The sequence below is a fragment of the Halorhabdus tiamatea SARL4B genome, assembly GCF_000470655.1.
Lineage (GTDB): Archaea > Halobacteriota > Halobacteria > Halobacteriales > Haloarculaceae > Halorhabdus > Halorhabdus tiamatea.
The window spans coordinates 1,292,194-1,307,783 of the sequence record NC_021921.1 but is presented as its reverse complement, the minus strand read 5'-3'; the positions used below and the strand labels follow the sequence as shown (position 1 = coordinate 1,307,783).

21 protein-coding genes are annotated in these 15,590 nt (G+C 65.9%); 15 read left to right on the top strand and 6 right to left on the bottom strand.

The annotated features are described in order from the left end of the window. Positions 1 to 122 precede the first annotated feature (122 nt). Positions 123 to 893: a 23S rRNA (uridine(2552)-2'-O)-methyltransferase gene (locus tag HTIA_RS06530; RefSeq protein WP_008526257.1), complete on the top strand. Its 771-nt coding sequence runs from the start codon at positions 123 to 125 to the stop codon at positions 891 to 893. Between the two features lie 186 nt (positions 894 to 1,079). Beyond that, positions 1,080 to 1,700, top strand: a complete 621-nt coding sequence (locus tag HTIA_RS06525) for an HAD family hydrolase (RefSeq protein ID WP_008526258.1) — start codon at positions 1,080 to 1,082, stop codon at positions 1,698 to 1,700. Between the two features lie 13 nt (positions 1,701 to 1,713). Here HTIA_RS06525 and HTIA_RS06520 read toward each other — a convergent pair whose 3' ends face one another. Further along, entirely contained in the window at positions 1,714 to 2,232 is a 519-nt protein-coding gene (locus HTIA_RS06520; protein WP_021029302.1) for a magnesium transporter, read from the bottom strand. 45 nt (positions 2,233 to 2,277) lie between these two features. Further along, positions 2,278 to 2,853: a magnesium transporter gene (locus tag HTIA_RS06515; RefSeq protein WP_008526260.1), complete on the bottom strand. Its 576-nt coding sequence runs from the start codon at positions 2,851 to 2,853 to the stop codon at positions 2,278 to 2,280. Between the two features lie 150 nt (positions 2,854 to 3,003). Here HTIA_RS06515 and HTIA_RS06510 point away from each other — a divergent pair, with 150 nt between their 5' ends. The 7 genes from HTIA_RS06510 (at position 3,004) to HTIA_RS06480 (ending at position 8,137) form a co-directional block, all read left to right on the top strand. Beyond that, positions 3,004 to 3,405, top strand: a complete 402-nt coding sequence (locus tag HTIA_RS06510) for a DsrE/DsrF/DrsH-like family protein (protein WP_008526261.1) — start codon at positions 3,004 to 3,006, stop codon at positions 3,403 to 3,405. Positions 3,406 to 3,415: 10 nt separating this feature from the next. Further along, positions 3,416 to 3,655, top strand: a complete 240-nt coding sequence (locus tag HTIA_RS06505) for a sulfurtransferase TusA family protein (protein ID WP_008526262.1) — start codon at positions 3,416 to 3,418, stop codon at positions 3,653 to 3,655. Continuing rightward, positions 3,652 to 4,794: an NAD(P)/FAD-dependent oxidoreductase gene (locus HTIA_RS06500; RefSeq protein ID WP_008526263.1), complete on the top strand. Its 1,143-nt coding sequence runs from the start codon at positions 3,652 to 3,654 to the stop codon at positions 4,792 to 4,794. The genes HTIA_RS06505 and HTIA_RS06500 overlap by 4 nt, the downstream gene beginning before the upstream one ends. A gap of 1 nt (position 4,795) precedes the next feature. Beyond that, positions 4,796 to 5,485: a DUF1641 domain-containing protein gene (locus tag HTIA_RS06495; protein WP_008526264.1), complete on the top strand. Its 690-nt coding sequence runs from the start codon at positions 4,796 to 4,798 to the stop codon at positions 5,483 to 5,485. Positions 5,486 to 5,575: 90 nt separating this feature from the next. Beyond that, entirely contained in the window at positions 5,576 to 6,628 is a 1,053-nt protein-coding gene (locus tag HTIA_RS06490) for an NAD(P)/FAD-dependent oxidoreductase (protein ID WP_008526266.1), read from the top strand. A 108-nt stretch (positions 6,629 to 6,736) separates the two neighbouring features. Further along, positions 6,737 to 7,264 carry a peptide-methionine (S)-S-oxide reductase MsrA gene (msrA, locus tag HTIA_RS06485; RefSeq protein WP_008526268.1) on the top strand — a complete coding sequence of 176 codons (528 nt, stop codon included), beginning with the start codon at positions 6,737 to 6,739 and terminating at the stop codon, positions 7,262 to 7,264. A gap of 183 nt (positions 7,265 to 7,447) precedes the next feature. Then, complete coding sequence (locus tag HTIA_RS06480) at positions 7,448 to 8,137, top strand: nucleotidyltransferase domain-containing protein (RefSeq protein ID WP_008526269.1); 690 nt, start codon at positions 7,448 to 7,450, stop codon at positions 8,135 to 8,137. A gap of 278 nt (positions 8,138 to 8,415) precedes the next feature. Here the strand turns inward: HTIA_RS06480 and hisE are convergent, their stop codons facing one another. The 4 genes from hisE to pdxT all read right to left on the bottom strand — a co-directional run bounded on the left by hisE (position 8,416) and on the right by pdxT (position 11,958). Continuing rightward, on the bottom strand, positions 8,416 to 8,706 hold the full coding sequence (gene hisE, locus HTIA_RS06475) for a phosphoribosyl-ATP diphosphatase (RefSeq protein WP_020936167.1): 291 nt from the start codon (positions 8,704 to 8,706) through the stop codon (positions 8,416 to 8,418). A 75-nt stretch (positions 8,707 to 8,781) separates the two neighbouring features. Continuing rightward, positions 8,782 to 9,786: a cytochrome d ubiquinol oxidase subunit II gene (locus HTIA_RS06470; RefSeq protein WP_008526272.1), complete on the bottom strand. Its 1,005-nt coding sequence runs from the start codon at positions 9,784 to 9,786 to the stop codon at positions 8,782 to 8,784. Further along, on the bottom strand, positions 9,779 to 11,248 hold the full coding sequence (locus tag HTIA_RS06465; RefSeq protein WP_008526273.1) for a cytochrome ubiquinol oxidase subunit I: 1,470 nt from the start codon (positions 11,246 to 11,248) through the stop codon (positions 9,779 to 9,781). Before HTIA_RS06465 ends, HTIA_RS06470 begins: the two co-directional genes overlap by 8 nt. Positions 11,249 to 11,364: 116 nt before the next feature. Next, positions 11,365 to 11,958, bottom strand: a complete 594-nt coding sequence (gene pdxT / locus HTIA_RS06460; RefSeq protein WP_021029304.1) for a pyridoxal 5'-phosphate synthase glutaminase subunit PdxT — start codon at positions 11,956 to 11,958, stop codon at positions 11,365 to 11,367. Between the two features lie 121 nt (positions 11,959 to 12,079). Here pdxT and HTIA_RS06455 point away from each other — a divergent pair, with 121 nt between their 5' ends. From HTIA_RS06455 to HTIA_RS06430, 6 genes are all read left to right on the top strand, one after another. After that, positions 12,080 to 13,123, top strand: coding sequence for a PrsW family intramembrane metalloprotease (locus tag HTIA_RS06455; RefSeq protein WP_008526275.1), 1,044 nt, complete (start codon positions 12,080 to 12,082; stop codon positions 13,121 to 13,123). A 23-nt stretch (positions 13,124 to 13,146) separates the two neighbouring features. Then, positions 13,147 to 13,392, top strand: a complete 246-nt coding sequence (locus tag HTIA_RS06450) for a DUF7533 family protein (protein WP_008526276.1) — start codon at positions 13,147 to 13,149, stop codon at positions 13,390 to 13,392. A 223-nt stretch (positions 13,393 to 13,615) separates the two neighbouring features. Next, positions 13,616 to 14,101: a ribosomal protein S18-alanine N-acetyltransferase gene (gene rimI, locus HTIA_RS06445; protein WP_008526277.1), complete on the top strand. Its 486-nt coding sequence runs from the start codon at positions 13,616 to 13,618 to the stop codon at positions 14,099 to 14,101. A gap of 60 nt (positions 14,102 to 14,161) precedes the next feature. Then, the gene (locus HTIA_RS15565) at positions 14,162 to 14,644 is read left to right on the top strand and encodes a DUF5810 domain-containing protein (RefSeq protein WP_008526278.1); all 483 of its coding nucleotides are present in this window, start codon (positions 14,162 to 14,164) and stop codon (positions 14,642 to 14,644) included. Positions 14,645 to 14,668: 24 nt separating this feature from the next. Next, entirely contained in the window at positions 14,669 to 15,148 is a 480-nt protein-coding gene (locus HTIA_RS06435; protein WP_008526280.1) for a DUF5809 family protein, read from the top strand. Next, complete coding sequence (locus HTIA_RS06430; RefSeq protein ID WP_008526282.1) at positions 15,149 to 15,541, top strand: hypothetical protein; 393 nt, start codon at positions 15,149 to 15,151, stop codon at positions 15,539 to 15,541. Positions 15,542 to 15,590: the final 49 nt, after the last annotated feature.

Below are 15,590 nucleotides of genomic sequence, written 5' to 3'. Positions count from 1 at the left end.
TTCCTTTCCGCCTCGGCCCCATCCGATGTGCCTTTCCGCCTCGACGGCGTCTCTCCGTGTATGAACGCAGATTCGCCAGCGACTGGCCGCCGAACGACGACACGGAGCCCGGTGAGTGCCCCATGAGCGGGAAGGACAAGTACTACAACCGGGCGAAACAGCAGGGCTATCGCGCCCGTTCGGCGTTCAAACTCCGGCAACTCGACGAGACGGCCGACCTGCTTGGCGCGGAGCGGACCGTCGTCGACCTGGGCGCGGCCCCCGGCGGGTGGCTCCAGGTCGCCGCCGAGCGCCTCGGCGACGGCGGTCGCGTCGTCGGTGTCGACCGCCAGCGCATCGACCCGCTCGAGGACACCGACGTCCCGGTCGAGACGATCCGCGGCGACATCACCGACGAATCGACGGTCGAAGCCATCACCGACGCCGTTGGCGAGGCCAACCTCGTGCTCTCGGACATGGCCCCGAACGTCACCGGCGAGTACGACCTCGACCACGCCCGCTCGGTCCACCTGGCCCGCCAGGCCTTCGAGGTCGCGCTGGACGTGCTCGGGGCCGGCGGCGACCTCGTCGTGAAGGTCTTCGACGGTCGTGACCTGGAGGACTTAAAAGCAGACATCGAAGACGAGTTCGAGTACGTCCGGGAGGTCCGGCCAGACGCCTCGCGGGACGCCTCCTCGGAACTCTACCTGGTCGCCAAACACCGCCTGACCGCGCCAGTCCGGGAGGGCGATGAGATCGAGGTCGAGATCGTCGATACCGGCGAGGAGGGCGACGGCATCGCGAAGGTCGAGGGATTCACACTGTTCGTCTCCGGCGTCGAGGCGGGCGAGACGGTGACGGTCCGCGTCGACGACGTCAAGCCCCAGTTCGGGTTCGCTCACCCCGTTCAGTAACGTTATGGTCTTCTGAAACGGGTTGTTGACCTCTCGTTCTGCGGTTCCGGGAGGGGGTTCTCCTGGTGTTCGACTATTCTGACTGGGCTCTCCCCTGCCCGGACAGTGTGGATCTACCCCCTGGGTCGGGCCCGGACAGATCGAAGCACGGAAGCATCGTGATGAGAACCGTTTGCCAAAGCTATCATGTCGACGGCGATCTACTTCGATCTCGATGGCACCCTGCTCACGCTCGAAGTGCCATACGATGATATCGTCGAGGGCGTTCTGAGCGAGTACGTCGCCGATCCGGCCGCCGCAACCGAGCGCTTCCTTGCGACGTTCGGCGAGCGCTTCGACGCGCTCGACCCCGAGCCCTACCGGGCCGGGATGGCGGCCGTCTGTGAGCACGAGGACATCGAGGCCGACGCCGATCCGGACGTGTTGGTCGACGCCCTCCGGGAGGCCGAGTGTGAGCGCACGCAGGTCAGCGACGATGCTCGCGCAAGCCTCGACGCCCTCGGTGCCGAGAACGAACTGGGTGTGCTGACCGACGGCGTCGCCGCGTTCCAGCGCGCGAAACTCGAACACCACGACCTGCTCGATTACTTCGAGACCGTCATCGCCTCCTACGACGTCGGTGCGCACAAGCCCGACGCGGCGATGTTCGAGCGGGCGCGTGAGGCGATCGACGCCGAGGAGTACGTCATGGTCGGTGATAGCGACAAGGACATCGACGGAGCGCGGGCGGCCGGGTTCGTCCCGGTTCGCGTCGAACGCGGCGAGGACGTGCCGGACTTCTGGACGACACTGCGGGCGCTGGCTTGACGCCGTCGGTCGCTCACACCAGCACCTGCACGACGACGAACAGCACCACCACCCCCAGCACGTCACAGACGTTCGTGACGACGGGGATCACCACGTCGTCGGGGTCGAGTTCGAGCCGGTAGGCGACGTACGTCGCCACGACGGTCACCGCGACGGCCAGCACCGACAGCACCGCGCCGCTGGTGACGGCAACAGCCAGCACCGTCGTCACCGGGAGCGAGGGGCCGCCAGTGAGGACGCCCAGCCCCCAGGCACCGACGCCGATCACGGGAAACACCGTCAGCGCGAGCGCGACCGTGGCAACGGCGTTGCCCAGCAATCGATCGTCGTCGACGGCGAAGGAGAGCGTCCCGAGGTGAAACGCCGTCGAGAGCCGGGCAGCGAGGATACTGCCGAGGTTGCCCGCCGTCCCGATCGTGACGGGAACGAGGATCAGCAGCGACGGATAGGCCAGCAGCTCGGCCTCGAAGCTCTCCAGAACGAGTCCGCTGCCGATCTCGATCGTGGTCAACACGAGCAAGACGGGCAACATCGCCCGCGTGATCGCCCGGACCGTCCAGGCCGTGCGAGCCACGAGTCACCCCACCCCCCAGATGACGAGCCTGGCGGCGATCAGCAGGGCCGCCATTCCGAAGACATCGCCCGCAGTCGTCACCAGCGGGCCGACCAGCGTGTCGGGGTTGTACCCCCGACGGAAGCCCGCGAAGACGACGACCACGACAGTCGTCGCCAGCGCGATCCCGGAGAGTAACCCGGAGATGGCGGCGACAGCCACGAGGGCCGGGAGTCCGGCGGCGGGCCGAGCCAGCCAGGTGAGTGCCGCCGTCGCGACGACCGCCGCGAAGACACTGGCGAGCAGCCCGTTGGCGATCGCCGCTGCCACTGCTCGAAGGAGTCGATCGTCGGCTTCACGCACGCGAGGTTCGAGAAACCCCTGGTGGAGTGCCGTCGCGATCCGCGCGCCCAGCGAGCCGTAGACGTTGCCCCGGGTGGCGAGCAACGCCGGCACCAGGACGAGTAACCCATCGATCGCAGTCAGTTCCGCCCGCATCCCGCCGAGGACGACGCCCGCGAGGAGGCCACCGACGAGGCTGGCCGACAGCGCCGGCAGGCCCTCCCTGTAAGCCCGGACGGCGGTCTCGCGGACAGTCATGACCGAACGCACGGGCGGCCACCTCAAAAAACGACCGAGAAGTGCCAGTCCCACCCGCCGCCACGGACGGCCCGATCACCTGTTCCCACTATCTTGGAAGTAATGTGAAATACTATAAAGCCTCGTCTCCAATCTCGAAGCGAGAAACCAATGACAGGCTATGCAGTCGTCCTCGCGTCCGGCGAACTAGAGCGCGTACAGGCAGTCAGTATGATCAGCTCGATCGCGGCGTCCTCGGACACCCCGGTAGAAGTGTTCGTGACGATGAACGGTCTTTCGGCTTTCGAGAAAGACCGAATCGAGAACGGCGACTTCCAGGTCGCCGGCCCGGCCGGCGAAGCGATGCTCGCGGGTGACGGCGACGAGGTGCCGCTGTACACCGAACAGCTCGAGCGCGCGAAGGGTATCGGCCCGCTTCAGGTCTACGCCTGTGAGATGGTGATGGACGTCATGGGCACCGACCTCGACGATTACGTCGATATCTTCGACGACACACTGGGCGTCGCCGGCTTCCTGAGCCATGCGACAGACAAACAAGTGATCTTCGTCTAAGGTGATTCAAATGAGTGACACACCGACCCCCGACGTCGAGATAGACTCGCGCAACGCAGCCTGCCCCGGCCCGCTGATGGACCTCATCGGCAAGGTCAAAGACGTCGAGTCCGGGACCGTCATCGAACTCCTCACGACCGACGAGGGCTCGAAGAACGACGTCCCCGACTGGCTCGAGGAGGCAGGCCACGAACTACTGAGCATCGAGGAGGAAGACGACTACTGGGCGATCTACGTCGAGACAGCATGACCGACGACATCGTCATCGTCGGCGGTGGGACCGGCGGAACCATCATGGCGAATCGGCTGACCGAACGGCTCGGCCCGGCAATCGAGGCCGGCGACGTCACCGTCACGGTGATCAACGACGGCGAGTACCAGTACTACAAGCCGGCCTATCTGTACGTCCCCTTCGGCAAGAAGAGCGTCGAGGAGGCAAAGCGACCGATCGCGGACCTCCTCGATCGCCGGGCGGACTTCCGGGACGGCCGCGTGACCGAACTCGATACCGACGGGAAGACAGTCGCCCTGGACGACGGCGACGACCTCACCTACGACCATCTCGTGCTCGCGACGGGGGCGAACCTCGCGCCCGAGAAGGTGCCGGGTCTCGCCGAAGGCGGTCACCACTTCTACAGTCCCGAGGGGGCACAGGCCCTCCGGGAGGAACTGGCCGACTTCGAGGGGGGGCATCTCGTCCTGTCGGTCATCGGTGTGCCGCACATGTGTCCGGCCGCCCCACTGGAGTTCGTCTTCATGGCCGACGACTGGCTGCGCAAGCGCGGGCTCCGTGAGGACGTCGAGATCACCTACACCTACCCGATCCAGCGCGCCCACGGCCTCGAAGAGATCGCCGAGTGGGCGACGCCGAAACTCGAGGAGCGCGACATCAACGTCGAGACGTTCTTCAACGTCGACTCGGTCGATCCCGACGACCAGGTCTTAGAGACCATGGAAGGCAACGAAATGGACTACGACCTGCTGGTCGGGATCGTCCCCCACGAGGGCAGTGAGCTCGTCAGCGACGCCGGACTGGGCGACGACGGCTGGGTCGCCGTCGACAACCACACGCTCGAAGCCGAAGACGCCGAGGACGTCTACGCCATCGGCGACGTCGCGGACGTCCCGACGAGTAAGGCCGGCAGCGTCGCCCACTACGAGTCGACGACGATCGCCGACCGGATCGCGAGCCGCGTCCGCGGCGAGACGCCGACGGCAGCCTACGACGGCAAGACGATCTGCTTCATCGAGACCGGAATGGACGAGGCGACGTTCGTCGACTTCGACTACCAGAGCGGACCGACGATGCGTGAACCGTCTGCGCCCGTCCACTGGGCGAAGCTGGGCTACAACGAGGCCTACTGGCTGACCGCCAGAGGCCTGATGTGAGGTGGTCGACGTGAGCGACTCTGCGGACGAGCCGACGGACGACACGGCCGAGTCGACGGGCGACGCGACAGGCGCTGGGGTCGACCAGTCGACCGACCTCGAATCGCTGATCGAGGACAACCCCGAGGCGGTCGCCCGGTTCCTCGACCGACTCGATCTGGTCAACGACCTGCTCGACGCGACGGCGGTCGCGACCTCGGCGATGGACGACGAGATGGTCCAGTCGCTGTCGGGTACGGGGACGAACCTCGCGATGGCCGCCGACGGGATGGCGACCGAGGAGACCGTCCACTTGGGCGAGACGGTCGGCGAGAACGCCGACGAACTCGCCGAAGGCGTCGAGAAGGTCGCCGAACTCCAGCGGACGGGCACCCTCGATGACCTGCTGGAGATGGCCGAACTCGCCTCGTTGCTTCGGGGCGCGGCCGACGACGAGATGATCATGTCACTGGCCTCGACCGGCACACGTGTGGGCGAACTCGCCGACACGGCGACCGACGAGGACGTCGCGCGTGGACTCGACGACGTGCTGACGGCCCTCGGTGAGGCGAGCAGCGAGGAACCCGACGAACTCGGTGTCCTCGGCCTGATGAAGGCCACCCGTGACCCCGACGTCAAGGCCGGGCTGGGCGTGATCATCGCGCTCGCCCGGGCGCTCGGTCAGCAGACTCGCGAGCGCCCAGAGGCCTGACGACCGCACGTTCAGCGTTTCTCCGAACAGTCTCCCGCGACATTGACCTGCGGCGCAAGCTACAAACGCTCGCCACCGGTACCCACGGGCATGACTGACGAAATCGAACACCGTCGACTCATCATCGCCGGATCGGGGACCGCGGGGCTGACGGCTGCGATCTATGCCGGCCGCGCGAACAACGAGCCGCTCGTCCTGGAGGGCGACGAACCCGGCGGCCAGCTCACGCTGACGACCGACGTCGCGAACTTCCCCGGCTTCCCGGAGGGGATCAACGGCACGGAGCTGATCAACCGAATGAAGGAACAGGCCAAACAGTTCGGCGCGGACGTCGAGACGGGTTTCGTCGAGTCGATCGACGACGACACGCGACCGTTTCGGGTCGAACTGTCCGACGGCACGGTCTACACCTGCGACGCCTTTATCGCCGCCAGCGGGGCGAGCGCGCGCACGCTCGGCATCCCCGGCGAAGGCGACCTCATGGGCTACGGCGTCTCGACGTGTGCGACCTGCGACGGCGCGTTCTTCCGCGACGAGGACATGCTCGTCATCGGCGGGGGCGACGCCGCCATGGAGGAGGCTTCCTTCCTGACGAAGTTCGCCGACACGGTCTACATCGCCCACCGCCGCGAGGCGTTCCGCGCCGAGGACTACTGGGTCGACCGGATCACCGAACACGTCGATTCGGGCGACGTCGAGATCATGCGCAACACCGAGGCGACCGAGATCCACGGCTCTCGCGAGGAGGGCATCGATCACGTCTCGCTGATCCGCCATCCGGACGGCCACCCAAAAGAGAAACTGGACACCGAGCAGGCCGAGGAAGTCGAGCACTTCGAGCACGACGTCGGCGCGGTCTTCCTCGCGATCGGCCACACGCCCAACACCGGGTATCTCGAAGACACCGACGTCGAACTCGACGAGACGGGCTACATCCGAACCGTGGGCGGCCACGGCGGCGGCCAGACCGAGACGGCCGTCCCTGGGGTCTTCGGGGCGGGCGACGTCGTCGACTACCACTACCAGCAGGCCGTCACGGCCGCCGGGATGGGCAGCCAGGCCGCCCTGGACGCCGACGACTATCTGGACGACCTCGAACCGGCCGAGACGCCTGCGGCCGGCGTCGCCGAGACTGACGACTGAAGCCGATCCGGACCCCGATCGACGTTCTCCGCGGCTTTCGCCGGCCTCGGTCTCCGCGGCTTTCGCCGCGCTCGTCACCCTGATACGCCTCGCGACCCTACGCAAGGTATGGAATTCGCGACGTTCGGCGGCGGGTGTTTCTGGTGTACCGAGGCAGCGATGAAGGAGCTCGACGGCGTCGCCTCGGTGACGTCCGGGTATGCCGGCGGGCACGCCGAGAACCCCAGCTACCGGGCAGTCTGTTCGGGCGACACCGGCCATGCCGAGGTGGTGCAGGTCGAGTACGACCCCGACGTGATCACGTACGACGAGTTGCTGGAGGTGTTCTTCGCCACGCACGACCCGACGCAACTCAACCGCCAGGGCCCCGACGTGGGCACGCAGTATCGCTCGATCGTCCTCTATCACGACGATGCCCAGCGCGAGACGGCCGCCGCCTACATCGAGGCGCTGGACGCGGAGTACGACGACGAGGTCGTGACGGAACTCACCGACCTGGAAACGTTCTACCGTGCCGAGGAGAAACATCAGGACTATTTCGAGAAGAATCCATCCGACGCCTACTGTCAGATGCACGCCGCGCCGAAGGTCGAGACGGTGCGTGAACGGTTCGAGGAAATGGTCCGGGCAGACTGAGATTTCACTCGATCGTCACCGGAACGGATCTTCGGCGGTCGCGAGCCGTGTAATCCGCCCCTCGCTGTCCTGTCTCGTTCGCCCCATCTGAGGTCTCGCTCTGCTCGCCGTTTACACCTCCTATCTCCGGCTTAGCTGGTTACAGCCGCCATCTATTTATACGTCGTTGCACAAATTCGGATAGTGTCCGATAATACAAAACAAGGAATAAAGGCCTGCATCGATGTCCGTCTAGGGAGCGACGTCGACGTCTTCCGCATCGGGGCGGCTGACCAGATACTCCGTCTGCTTGCGGACGCTCACGAGACGGAATTCACGATCGCCGAGCTCGTCGACGTGACCGGGGCCGCCCGATCGACCGTCTGGCGGGCCGTCGATCTCCTCGACAGTATCGGCGTCGTTCGCATCAGAGAGACGCCACAGCGGAACTACGTCGCCATCGACCCGGAGCGGCTCCAAAAAGACGACCCGATTCTCGCCATCGAACAGCCTGTGTTCCAGGCCCCGGTGCGAGCCTTCGTCCACCGGGTCCGAGAGTCGGTCGAGGAAGCCGACGCCATCGAGGGTTTGGTGGGGATCGTCGTCTTCGGGAGTGTCGCCCGGGGGACCGCCGACAGAGGGAGTGACATCGACCTGTTCGTCGTCGTCGATGGTGATCGAACGACGGCGAGACGGCTCGTGACCGACGTTGTCGGCGACCTCCGTGGGCAGCGCTTCGACGGCGATCGGTTCGACTTCGAGCCGTACGTCGAATCGGCCGCGAGTGCGAAGCGGGCCAGGGAAAAACTGCAGGAAGTCTTCGAAGAGGGACTCACCGTCTACGGTGACGATCAGCTGCAGTCCATCCGCAAGGCGGTGTTCGCCGATGAGTAGTACCCGCATCGAACAGCTCATCGACGATGTGCAAGCCGCGTTCGATCGGCCACCACGGGAAATCGAACAGGATCTCGATGTCGAGGACGCTGCGCTCCTGCAGCTCCGCAAGGCGTGTCGGTTACTCCTCGGGGTCGCAAGGACTCACTCGTCGAAAAAGCCTGATCAAAACCTCCCGCTCGCTTGTTTCGAGGTCTCGCTTCGCTCGACCTCACTGCTCGCGGGTCACTGTGTTCCCCGCTCGTATTTTACGAGGCTCTCACTTCGTTCGAGCCTCGCTACCGCCGTTCCCGCAACGCCGCCCGCAGATCTTTAAGATCCATGCCTTTCATAGCCAGCAGCACCAGCAGGTGATAGACGAAGTCGGCGCTCTCGTGGGCAATCTCCTCGCGGTCGTCGTCCTTGGCGGCGAGCAACAGTTCCGTCGACTCCTCGCCCAGCTTCTCCAGGACGGCGTTCTCGCCCTTCTCGTGGGTGAACAGGTCGGCCGTGTAGGAGTCCTCGGGAAGCGTTTCCTTGCGGTCCTCGATCACCGCGAACAGTTCGTCGAGTATGGCTTGGTCGGTCATGCCCGAGTCCACGCGGGGCCGGCCCCTAAGCGCGTCGAAGCGAGTCCCCCGGAGTCTCAGCGGACGATCTGGGCGCTACGCGCCGTAGCCCTCGGCCTCGATCGGCCCGCTGAAGACGCCATAGAGGAACTTGAAGTACCACAGCACGATGACGAGGACGGGGAACCCGAGGACGGTCGTGAGATTGAGCGCGAGTGGCGAGACCACGGCGTCACTCACGGTGAGGCCGGTCGCCGGGTAGATCGTCGGATACAGCAGGAGCGCGACGAGTAGACTCAACAGCACGGGGAGGGCGAGCGCGAACCCGAGCCACGCCCGATAGCGATCACGGAGCGCGAGGACGATCCCACTCACGCCCGCGACCACGGAGAGCCCGACGATGGCGATCCCGGGAATCGAGAGGATCGTCCCGGCAGCATTGCCGGCGTCGGTGTAGATGACGACTGCGAGCAGAACCACCACGCCGCCGAGGTACGCGAGCGTCGCGAGGACGCCGAGGTCGCGCATCTCGCCGGCGAGAGCAGGCCCGGTCTTCGCAGCCAGAAAGGCCGCGCCGGTGACCGCCGAGACGGCCACCAGGCCGACGCCGGTCAGGATCGCGGGCAGCGAGATCGCTCCCACGCTGAACACCCAGGAGCCGGCCAGCACGCCGAAGAGGAACGGCGCGAGCACACTCCCGCCGACGAAGGAGCGGTCACACGCCCGCCTCCAGGACTCGTCCTCGCGCTGTTCGCGCATCTCCGGACCGAGGCCCCGGAACAGCAGCGCCAGCACGAACCCGAGCGCGATCAGGTAATTGTCCGCCAGCAGTCGGGAGTAGACATCCGGGAACGCGGCGAGGGTCATCGTCCCGAAGGCGATCAGCCACACCTCGTTGGCGTCCCAGATCGGCCCGAACGCGGCGAGCATCGTCTCCCGATCAGCCTCGTCGTCGCGGGTCGCGTACAGCATCCCGATCCCGAAGTCGAAGCCGTCGAGGACCACGTACATTGTCAGCGCGAACATGACGACGCCGAACCAGACTTCCGGCAGCGATGGAACGAGATAGGTCTCGACCGGCAACAGGAGGGGCTTAATCATCACTGGTCACCCCCGGAAGCGGGCCGTACCAGTGCCCGTTCGAGGACTTCTCGACGCCGAGTTCGTCGAGTTCGCCCTCGATCAACCACCGGAGGGTGTACAGCGCAGCCAGTATCAACCCGATGTAGATGACGACGAACGCGAGCAGGCTCGCGGTCGCCTCCGCCGAGGTCAGCGTCGAGGAGACGGCTTCACCCGTCTTGAGCACGTCCTGGACGACCCAGGGCTGGCGACCGATCTCCGTGACGTACCACCCCGTGAGCAACGCAGCGTACCCGAGCGGTGAGGCGGCGATCATCGCCTTCAGGTACCGGCTGCTCGCTGTCAATCGGTCGCGGTAGACGAGATACCCGCCCCAGAAGGCCAACCCGATGAACAGGAACCCGAGGCCGACCATGAGTCGGAACGACCAGAACACGAGCGGGACCGGCGGGTTCTGCTCGTACTCGTCGAGCCCCTGTACGACCGCGTCGAAGTCTCCCCCACTCGCGAGGAACGAACCGACTCTCGGGAGACTGATCGCGAAGAGGTTCTCGTCGCTGGGGTGCATGAACGCGTCGAAGTCCGTCGGGATCGCAAAGAGGTGGAGGTCGGCGGTCCCCGTCTCGTAGTGACCCTCCATCGCGGCGAACTTCTGGGGTTGGGTGTCCTCGACGTGGCGACCGTAGGCGTCGCCGTGGACGGCCTGCAGCGGCGCGGCGACGATCAGGATGAGGACGGCGATCTTCAGCGCCGTGCTCCATGCTTTCGCGTCGCGTTTCTTCCAGACGATGTAGGCGGCGACGCCGCCGACCAGCAGCGCCACCGAGATCACCGACGCGTTGATCATGTGGACGTACATCCACGTCATTCGCGGGGTGAAGAACGCGGCGATGGGGTCGGTCAGTTTGGCGACTTCCATGCCGTTTCGGGTAATCATCTCGTAGCCCTGGGGGGTCTGCATCCAGGCGTTGACCACGAGGATCCAGAAGCCCGAGAGCCACGCCCCGAAGCCCGTCAGGACCGACGAGAGGAAATAGGTCCGATCGCTCACCTTCTCGCGGCCGAACAGCAATATCCCGAGGAAGACGGCCTCGAGGAAAAAGGCCATCTTCGCCTCGAAGGCCAGCGGCCCGCCGATCAACTCGCCGGCGAGTGCCGAAAAACCCGGGAAATTCGTCCCGAACTGGAAGCTCATGGGGATTCCCGTTACGGTCCCCATCACGAACCCGACGGCGAAGACTTTCAGCCAGAACGATCGCAACCTGGCGTAGCGTTCGCTGCCGGTCCTGACGTCTTTCCACGTGAAGTATATGATGAACGGCGCGAGCCCGATCGAGAGGGCCGCAAACAGGATGTGGACGCTGATCGTCCACCCGAACTGGGCCCTGCTCGCGAGATCCACTGGCAGGAACAGGACTGTCCCATCCAGCGCCGTCCCCACGCCGAGCGCGCCGTCGAGGAGTTGAGTGGCTGGCTGCATTCGTTGGCGCGCGATTCGGAGTCCAGGTCAATAAGTCCGCGTGTTCCTCCTGGCGACTGGAAATATGCGAACGTATTTTACGAGTCCGCCAATTGAAGTTGAAAAACCTGCAAATATTAGCGGTTATTTCGGGCGTCGAAGAAGGCGAGGTCGTGGATCCGGTGGTCGCCCGTCAGTTCCGGGTGGAAGGCGGTCCCGACGACGGGGCCGTCCCGGACGGCGACCGGTCGGCCGTCGATCGACGAGAGCACCTCGGCGTCGCCGACCTCGCCGATGGCCGGCGCGCGGATGAACACGGCAGGGAAGGGTTCGTCGAGGCCGACAACGTCGAGTGAGGCCTCGAAGCTGTCCTTCTGGCGGCCGAAGGCGTTGCGTTCGACGGTGACGTCGAGCAAGTCGAGGGTCTCGACGCGGTCGTCGCCGGCGTCACGCGCTGCCACGATCAGCCCGGCACAAGTCGCGAGCACCGGCTTGCCGGCAGCGACGTGGTCGCGGATCTCCGGAGCAATGGCTTCCTCGCGTAACAGCCGGGAGATCGTCGTCGACTCTCCGCCGGGGAGCAACAGGACGTCACACTCGGGCACGATCCCGGACTCGCGTATCTCGACGACTTCGACCGTCTCGTCGTGGGCGTTCGCGGCCGCCTTGAGGGCGCTCGCGTGTTCGCTGACGTCGCCCTGGACGGCGATCACGCCGGCGGTACTCGTCATGTCTCGGTGTAGCAGTCCGAGGACGAAAAACGCTCTCTTCCGAGACGCGGCCCCGAGGCTCTCCGGCACGTCGATCCAGACTGGCGACACATCCTTGAGTCGGGCCCACACAGAGGCGACCATGCCACAGCGCGATCCGATCGAGGCCGCCGCCGACGGCTCGCTGGATCTGTACGACGTCGCCGACTGGGAGGTCCGTGGGCCGCTCGATCGGCTCGCCGTGGCCGTACACGCGAGTGCGCTCACCCTCGGCCGGGTGACCATCGTTCTCCTCGCGGTCTCGATCCTCGTCTCGCAGTTCGTCCTCGGCGGACTCGGCGCGATCACGGACCCTGTCGTCGGAACGGTCACCGTCCTGTCGGTTGTGCCCGCTGTGGGGCTGGCTGGCTACGTCTGGCGGGCCGACGTCACGAGCCGAGAGCCCCTCTCGTTGCTCGTCGCGACGTTTCTCCTCGGCGTTCTCTTTGCCGGCTTCGCGGCCGTCATCAACGCCATGTTCGCCCCCGCCGCGTTCGTGTTCGCCGACGTCGTCGGCGTCGAGGCGCTTGGCCTGTTACTCTTCTTCTACGTTATCGTCGGCCCGGTCGAGGAGGGAGTCAAACTCCTGGCTGTCCGACTGTACGCCTTCAGGGACGCCCGCTTCGATGCCGTCGTCGACGGGGCCGTCTACGGGGCCCTCGCCGGCCTCGGCTTTGCCACCATCGAGAACGCGCTGTACATCACGCAAGCGACTGGTGACGTCGGGATGGGCGTCTTCGCCGCCGGCGGGAGCGTCGTCACCGTGCGGGCGCTGGCTGGACCGGGCCACGTCATCTACTCGGCGTTCGCGGGCTATTACCTCGGGCTGGCGAAGTTCAACCCCGACCAGGCTGGCCCCATCGTCGTCAAGGGGCTGATGATCGCTGCGTTCGTCCACGCGACGTACAACGCGGCCGTCTCTGCGCTCCCGTCGGTGCTCGCAACCGGACTCGGCGTCTCGCCGTTTCTCGCTTTCGTCGGGTTCGTGATCGTCTACGACGGTCTGTTCGGGTACGTCCTCGTCCGGAAACTTCGGACGTATCGGCAGACGTACCATCGAGCCCGTGCACGGAGGAGCCGTTCGTTCGAACCCGATCTCGCCGAGTTCGACCCCTCGAATCGACGCGACCGACCGGACAGCCTTTGACTCGTCGGCACGTACCGTCGACCATGGCGGCTGGCATTATCGAGACGCTGAGTCGGGTCGGCACAGCGGTCGTCGTCGCACCGATTGCCCTGCTCGGTGTCGATTTCCTGATTCGGGGTAACCACGTCGGCGGGATCGCGTTCCTGGGCATCGTCGGTCTCATCCTCGCGATCGAACGGTACGTCATCACACCGGGGGAGATTCCCCAGCGGGTCGCGAGTCGACTCGTCGGTGCGCTCGTCACTGTCGAGGACTCAGACGATACGTGAGGCATCTCCACGAGGTCAAAAGCGATCCGGCCGCCTCGATAGGCCGCCGGAGAGCACGAACGGCCGAAAAACCGGCCGAACGCGCCGAAAGTGGGGGAATGGGGGGTGGGGTGGCACCCGAATTGGGTGCGTTCGGGGGTAACCGATGCGTTGCTATGAATCTTGTGTCCTCGGGTGATTTCGGGTCGCCACGCGTATGTGTTCGGGGCTTCTATCGGCGACTGTGACGACCGTCGCGTCCGAACGGGGGGCCGGGCCCCTCGTTCGACCTGCGACCCGGAAGGATCTCCTCGGCGTGGTGGAGATCGAACGCCAGTCGTTTCCCCAGCCCTGGCCGAGGAGTGCCTTCGAGCGCTTTCTCGACGCCCCGGCGTTTCTCGTCGCCGTCGAGCAGACGTCCCCGGCAGCCAGGCCGGTGATCGGCTACGTCGTCGCGGACGCGATCCCCAACGACGGCCGACCGCTCGGCCACGTCAAAGATATCGCCGTCCACCCTGACCGTCGGAACGGCGGCGTCGGCCGGCTGTTGCTCCAGCGTGCAATCCTTGCGCTCGGAGCCAGCGCCATTGCCACAATCAAACTCGAAGTCCGGGAGAGCAACGCCGCGGCCAGACACCTCTACCGGAGTGAGGGGTTCGTTCACCGTCGGACGATCCCCGGCTACTACAACGACGGCGAGACCGCGCTGGTGATGGTTCGCTCACCGTAGTCTCTTCTCGGGTGGAACGCTCGGCGAACACCTTTCACTCCCGAGAGCGTGTCTCGACGTATGGGATACGCGTGTCCGGTGTGTGAGGCCCCCCAGGTCGACGCCAGACACCTGGCGAATCACCTGGCGTTCACTGCGTTGCTGGGTGACGACGACCACGAGGCCTGGCTCGAAGAACACGCCCCGGGGTGGGATCAGGAGGACGACGAGGGCCTCGCCGCGCTCGTCGTCGAACACGCGACGGCGGTCGACCTCTCGGAATCTGTGGGACACGAACATACGAGCCAGCGAAACGGAGACGGCGAGTTCGCAGGCGACGTCGACCGGCCCGGCGACCTGGCTGGCGGCGGTCCGGATACGATCGACGACCACGACCCGGGTGTGACCTTCGACGATTTCGGTGACGGTCCGACGGCACGATCCGATCCAACTCTCGACGCAGACGCGAAGAACGCTCTTCGAGAAGCCTACGAGATGACCCGCGTCCGTCGCGAGCGTGCCCAGGAGGAGTCGGCCGACGCTGACGCGGGCGAAACGGAATAGTGGCCGCGTCCCGAACCCGGCTGTATGCACACCGAGGGGCTGCTCGCACCCGAGACGCCCGCCGAGGCCCGACAGCGCTACGACGATCTCGCCTCGACGGCCGACGTCGTCGTTCGGGAGGTCGCGCGGGCGATGGATCTCGACGGCGCGGCGTACGACCGCCGCGTCACCGACGACGTCGTCCTGACCGCCCAGAATGCGGTATTCGCCTCGCTCCTTGCCGTCCACGTCGGCACCCACGAGGAGTTCGACGCGTTCTGTGACGACCACGACGGCGAGGTCGTCCAGACCGGCAGCGAACACGTCGAGGGCGTCGTCTGGCACGCGCCGGGATTCGCCGAGACGATCGTCGCGACGACGTTTCAGGACGCCGAGGAAGCCGCGATCGGGACCCTTCGCCGGCAAGCGTTCGGGCGGCTCTACCGGGACGTCCTCGAGACGGACGAGTCAGGAGGGAACGAGCCGGACACCGCCGGGCGTGGCGACGACCAGGGGGCGAGTTGAATGCGCCGACGGACGAAACTCGCCTCTCTCGCCATTTTGGCCGTCGTGGTCCTCCTGCTCGCCCTTGGCGCACTCCCGAGTTTCATCAAGGCCGGCGATCCCCACTACATGACGGCGACGCCGGTCGAGGAACAGGCGGCCGTCAACGCGAGTGACCTCGACGAGCGCCGGTACCCCTACACGACGGCGGCGATCGACGACGCCACTGCCGAGGAACCGGGTCACTCATCGCCGTACTGGAAGGGCTACGTCGGATTCAAGGAGGCCTTTACCCACTCGCCGTTCGACGAACTCACCGCGCTTCAGCAGCGATCGACGGCGGCGGTCGACGGGCCGGGCGCGGTGTTCGTCCGGGTCGAGGACGCCCACTATCGACTGACCGTCGAGCGGTAGGTCGGCCCAACTGCTCGCGGCCCAGCCGTGTGCCGAGCCAATGCACGTA

What these genes read in the sequence shown, in the direction of transcription:
- HTIA_RS06530 (WP_008526257.1), top strand. Translation starts at nt 123, where the DNA reads ATGAGCGGGAAGGACAAGTACTACAACCGGGCGAAACAGCAGGGCTAT.
- HTIA_RS06525 (WP_008526258.1), top strand. Translation starts at nt 1,080, where the DNA reads ATGTCGACGGCGATCTACTTCGATCTCGATGGCACCCTGCTCACGCTC.
- HTIA_RS06520 (WP_021029302.1), bottom strand. Translation starts at nt 2,232, where the DNA reads ATGTTGCCCGTCTTGCTCGTGTTGACCACGATCGAGATCGGCAGCGGA.
- HTIA_RS06515 (WP_008526260.1), bottom strand. Translation starts at nt 2,853, where the DNA reads ATGACTGTCCGCGAGACCGCCGTCCGGGCTTACAGGGAGGGCCTGCCG.
- HTIA_RS06510 (WP_008526261.1), top strand. Translation starts at nt 3,004, where the DNA reads ATGACAGGCTATGCAGTCGTCCTCGCGTCCGGCGAACTAGAGCGCGTA.
- HTIA_RS06505 (WP_008526262.1), top strand. Translation starts at nt 3,416, where the DNA reads ATGAGTGACACACCGACCCCCGACGTCGAGATAGACTCGCGCAACGCA.
- HTIA_RS06500 (WP_008526263.1), top strand. Translation starts at nt 3,652, where the DNA reads ATGACCGACGACATCGTCATCGTCGGCGGTGGGACCGGCGGAACCATC.
- HTIA_RS06490 (WP_008526266.1), top strand. Translation starts at nt 5,576, where the DNA reads ATGACTGACGAAATCGAACACCGTCGACTCATCATCGCCGGATCGGGG.
- msrA (WP_008526268.1), top strand. Translation starts at nt 6,737, where the DNA reads ATGGAATTCGCGACGTTCGGCGGCGGGTGTTTCTGGTGTACCGAGGCA.
- hisE (WP_020936167.1), bottom strand. Translation starts at nt 8,706, where the DNA reads ATGACCGACCAAGCCATACTCGACGAACTGTTCGCGGTGATCGAGGAC.
- HTIA_RS06470 (WP_008526272.1), bottom strand. Translation starts at nt 9,786, where the DNA reads ATGATTAAGCCCCTCCTGTTGCCGGTCGAGACCTATCTCGTTCCATCG.
- HTIA_RS06465 (WP_008526273.1), bottom strand. Translation starts at nt 11,248, where the DNA reads ATGCAGCCAGCCACTCAACTCCTCGACGGCGCGCTCGGCGTGGGGACG.
- pdxT (WP_021029304.1), bottom strand. Translation starts at nt 11,958, where the DNA reads ATGACGAGTACCGCCGGCGTGATCGCCGTCCAGGGCGACGTCAGCGAA.
- HTIA_RS06455 (WP_008526275.1), top strand. Translation starts at nt 12,080, where the DNA reads ATGCCACAGCGCGATCCGATCGAGGCCGCCGCCGACGGCTCGCTGGAT.
- HTIA_RS06450 (WP_008526276.1), top strand. Translation starts at nt 13,147, where the DNA reads ATGGCGGCTGGCATTATCGAGACGCTGAGTCGGGTCGGCACAGCGGTC.
- HTIA_RS15565 (WP_008526278.1), top strand. Translation starts at nt 14,162, where the DNA reads ATGGGATACGCGTGTCCGGTGTGTGAGGCCCCCCAGGTCGACGCCAGA.
- HTIA_RS06435 (WP_008526280.1), top strand. Translation starts at nt 14,669, where the DNA reads ATGCACACCGAGGGGCTGCTCGCACCCGAGACGCCCGCCGAGGCCCGA.
- HTIA_RS06430 (WP_008526282.1), top strand. Translation starts at nt 15,149, where the DNA reads ATGCGCCGACGGACGAAACTCGCCTCTCTCGCCATTTTGGCCGTCGTG.